Origin of the sequence: Herbaspirillum sp. B65 (assembly GCF_000333555.1) — a bacterium.
Lineage (GTDB): Bacteria > Pseudomonadota > Gammaproteobacteria > Burkholderiales > Burkholderiaceae_D > Herbaspirillum > Herbaspirillum rubrisubalbicans.
Map to the genome: position 1 here is coordinate 1 of NZ_BADI01000702.1, position 3051 is coordinate 3051.

General features: G+C 64.9%; 2 protein-coding genes and 2 pseudogenes. 3 read left to right on the top strand and 1 reads right to left on the bottom strand.

The window, feature by feature from the left end; genetic code table 11:
* Positions 1–473, bottom strand: a pseudogene (locus I5W_RS16635) (benzoate/H(+) symporter BenE family transporter); the annotation flags it as partial.
* A gap of 11 nt (positions 474–484) precedes the next feature.
* Between I5W_RS16635 and I5W_RS16640 the strand changes: the two are divergent.
* The 3 genes and pseudogenes from I5W_RS16640 to I5W_RS16650 form a co-directional block, all read left to right on the top strand.
* Positions 485–1147: a DUF6537 domain-containing protein gene (locus I5W_RS16640; RefSeq protein ID WP_044530055.1), complete on the top strand. Its 663-nt coding sequence runs from the start codon at positions 485–487 to the stop codon at positions 1145–1147.
* A gap of 115 nt (positions 1148–1262) precedes the next feature.
* Positions 1263–2422: pseudogene (locus I5W_RS16645) on the top strand (acyl-CoA dehydrogenase family protein).
* A 23-nt stretch (positions 2423–2445) separates the two neighbouring features.
* Positions 2446–3051 (top strand): enoyl-CoA hydratase (locus tag I5W_RS16650; RefSeq protein ID WP_044530056.1); only part of this gene is annotated, 606 nt, incomplete at its 3' end.

The window sequence follows — 3051 nt, forward strand, 5'->3', positions numbered from 1 at the left end:
CCGATGAGGTAGAAGACGCCATTGGCGATGCCGGCAATATAGCGCTGCCGGGTTCCAGGATGGGCGTCCTTGCCGGTACACAGGGCCGCCGTGATGGCCGCCAGCACGATGGTGATGCCGCCGAAGCAGGCCATCGCCAGCGAGGCCAGGCCGGTGCCGGTGACCACCGCGCGCGTGGGCGGATGGTAGCCAGCCAGTTGCAGCACCGCCATGCCAGGCAGGAACTGGCCGGTCAGGCTCACCAGCACGAGCGGCACGGTCAGGCTGAAGAACACGCCGAGACCCACATGCGGGGCGATGAAGACGGGCCGCGCCAGTTCCAGGCTCACTGCCCCCAGGTCGGTCCTGCCGCTGGCGAAGGCCACCGCGAAACCGGTCAGCGCCACCACCACGATGCCATAGCGCGGCCACCAGCGGCGTCCGGCCAGGTAGGCCGCGAGCATGGCAAACACCATCAGCGGCGCGCCCACCGCTGGTGTTGCACATGCCGCTCTCGCTGGAGCAATGGATCAAGCGCAGCGTGGCCTTGCTGACTGATTACCAGGATGCCGCCTATGCCGCCCAGTATGCCAAAGTGGTGGAAGCAGTACGCGCCGCCGAAGCCCCGCTGGGCAGCGACAAGCTGAGCATGACGGTGGCCCGGCAACTGTCCAGGTTGATGGCCTACAAGGATGAATACGAAGTGGCGCGCCTCTATACCAATGGCCAGTTCCAGCAGGCGCTGGCGCAGCAGTTCGAGGGAGATTTCACGCTCAGCTTCCATCTGGCGCCGCCGATCCTGGCGCGCAAGGATGGCCAGGGGTATCTGCTCAAGGCCCGCTATGGTGGTTGGATGATGACGGCCTTCAAGCTGCTGGCGCGCATGAAGGGCTTGCGCGGCGGCGTGCTGGACATCTTTGGGCGCACGGCGGAGCGTCGCATGGAGCGCGCCCTGATCGTGCAATATCGCTCTCTGGTATTGGGCCTGTTGCCGCGCCTGACGACTGACAATCTGCCTACCGCCATCGAACTGGCACAGTTGCCGCAACTGGTGCGCGGCTATGGTCACGTCAAGCAGCAGGCCGTGGAGCACATGCACGCCCGTCAGGCGAGCTTGCTGGCGGCCTTCGAACGGGCGGGCCAGCCCTCGGTGCCAGCGGCGGCCTGAGCCTGCTGTCTTGCTGCGCGCCAATGTCGCGCCGGTGACAACTGCCCGGCGCGAATTCCATTAAGCTAAGGCGCCAATGCAATGCACGCAGAACGACAATGAACCGGAGACAAGCATGGATTTTGAACTCAACGAAGACCAACTGGCCTTCCAGCAAAGCGCCCGCGCCTTTGCTGCCGGCGAGATGGCGCCCTTTGCGGCCAAGTGGGATGAAGAGGCGCATTTCCCCCTGGACGTGATCGCCAAGGCCGGCGAACTGGGCTTTTGCGGCCTCTATACCCCCGAAAATGAGGGTGGCCTGGGGCTGTCGCGGCTGGATGCCACCATCGTCTTCGAAGAACTGGCACGCGCCTGTACTTCGACTGCCGCCTATCTCACCATCCACAACATGGTCAGCTGGATGGTGGCCACCTGGGGGCAGGGCGAACTGAAGGAAGAATGGTGCGCGCAATTGGCGGCCGGGCACAAGATCGGGTCCTATTGCCTGACCGAACCGGGCTCGGGTTCGGATGCCGCCTCGCTCAAGACCACCGCGCGCCGGGTCGACGACTTCTATCTCATCAACGGTTCCAAGGCCTTCATCTCGGGCGCTGGCAGCACCGATCTGCTGGTGGTAATGGCGCGCACCGGCGGCCCCGGTGCGCGCGGCGTGTCGGCCATCGTGGTGCCCGGCGACACTCCCGGCATCAGCTATGGCAAGAAGGAAAGCAAGATGGGCTGGAACAGCCAGCCCACCCGCACCATCAGCTTCGACAACGTCAAGGTGCCGGTGGGCAACCTGCTGGGCGAGGAGGGCGAGGGCTTCGTGTTCGCCATGAAGGGGCTCGATGGCGGGCGCATCAACATCGCCACCTGTTCGGTCGGTGCGGCCCAGGCGGCGCTGGATGCGGCCCATGTCTACATCAAGGAGCGCAAGCAGTTCGGCCGTCCCATTGCCGACTTCCAGGCGCTGCAATTCAAGCTGGCCGACATGCAGACCGAACTGGTGGCGGCCCGCCAGATGGTACGACTGGCCGCCACCAAGCTGGATGCCGGCTCGCCCGAGGCCACCACCTATTGCGCCATGGCCAAGCGCCTGGCCACCGACCTGGGCTCAACATCTGCAACGAGGCGCTGCAATTGCATGGCGGCTATGGCTACATCCGCGAATATCCGCTGGAGCGCTATTTCCGCGACGTGCGGGTACACCAGATCCTGGAAGGCACCAATGAAATCATGCGCGTCATCATCTCGCGCAATCTGCTGGGCCGCGACACGCTGGACGACATTCGCTGAGCCACCCCCTTTCAAGGAAGAACATGAGCACCTATACCAACCTGAAGCTGGAAAAACACGGCCACACCGCCGTACTGACACTGTCCAATCCACCGGCCAATACCTGGACCCGCCAGGCCCTCTCGGACCTCACGCGCCTGGTCAAGGAGCTCAATGCCGAGCGCGAAATCTACACCCTGGTGGTCACGGGCGAGGGGGAAAAATTCTTCTCCGCCGGTGCCGACCTGAAACTGTTTGCCGATGGCGACAAGGCCATGGCGCGCGAGATGGCGCGCCGCTTCGGCGAAGCCTTCGAGACGCTGTCGTCCTTTCGCGGCGTCTCCATTGCCGCCATCAATGGCTATGCCATGGGCGGCGGTCTGGAATGCGCGCTGGCTTGCGACATCCGCATCGCCGAGGAGCAAGCCCAGATGGCCTTGCCAGAGGCGGCGGTGGGCCTGTTGCCGTGTGCCGGCGGCACCCAGAACCTGCCCTGGCTGGTCGGTGAGGGTTGGGCCAAGCGCATGATCCTGTGCGGCGAGCGGGTCAATGCCGAGACAGCGCTGCGCATCGGCCTGGTGGAAGAAGTGGTGCCGCGTGGCCAGGCGCGCGAACGGGCGCTGGCGCTGGCGCAGCAGGCGCAAAAGCAG

Excerpts from the sequence above, each read along its gene's own strand:
- I5W_RS16640 (WP_044530055.1), top strand. The coding sequence starts at position 485 with ATGCCGCTCTCGCTGGAGCAATGGATCAAGCGCAGCGTGGCCTTGCTG.